1 tRNA gene is annotated in these 473 nt (G+C 43.8%); it reads left to right on the top strand.

Features of this window, described 5'->3' with window-relative positions:
* Positions 1 to 30: 30 nt before the first annotated feature.
* A tRNA-Glu gene (locus H5181_RS20345) sits at positions 31 to 106 on the top strand.
* The last annotated feature ends 367 nt before the right edge of the window (positions 107 to 473 follow it).

Below are 473 nucleotides of genomic sequence, written 5' to 3'. Positions count from 1 at the left end.
ACTCGATACAGAGTATAACGTATCAAATGTGTCCCATTCGTCTAGAGGCCTAGGACACCGCCCTTTCACGGCGGTAACAGGGGTTCGAATCCCCTATGGGATACCATATTTAAGATGGTTGAACAAAATTCGAAACTGTTGTTTTAGAAAATGTGTTTGATGATGTATATAGCACTGGTGTTTATCCTACAGACATCAATGAGTATTCACTCGATACAGAGTATAACGTATCAAATGTGTCCCATTCGTCTAGAAATAGAGCTTAGGACATCGCCCACTTTGGTTTATAAAGAGTCGGCGGTAACAGGGGGGCGAATCTTTAGGGTTCTGTTCTTCGTTATAGGTAACTAGCACTGGTGTTTAGCCTACAGACACCAATGAGTATTCACTCGATACAGAGTATAACGTATCAAATGTGTCCCATTCGTCTAGAGGCCTAGGACACCGCCCTTTCACGGCGGTAACAGGGGTTC

This window comes from Shewanella sp. SG44-2, from assembly GCF_014164215.1.
In the GTDB taxonomy this organism is placed as follows: domain Bacteria; phylum Pseudomonadota; class Gammaproteobacteria; order Enterobacterales; family Shewanellaceae; genus Shewanella; species Shewanella frigidimarina.
This window is presented reverse-complemented; position numbering and strand designations above follow the sequence as displayed.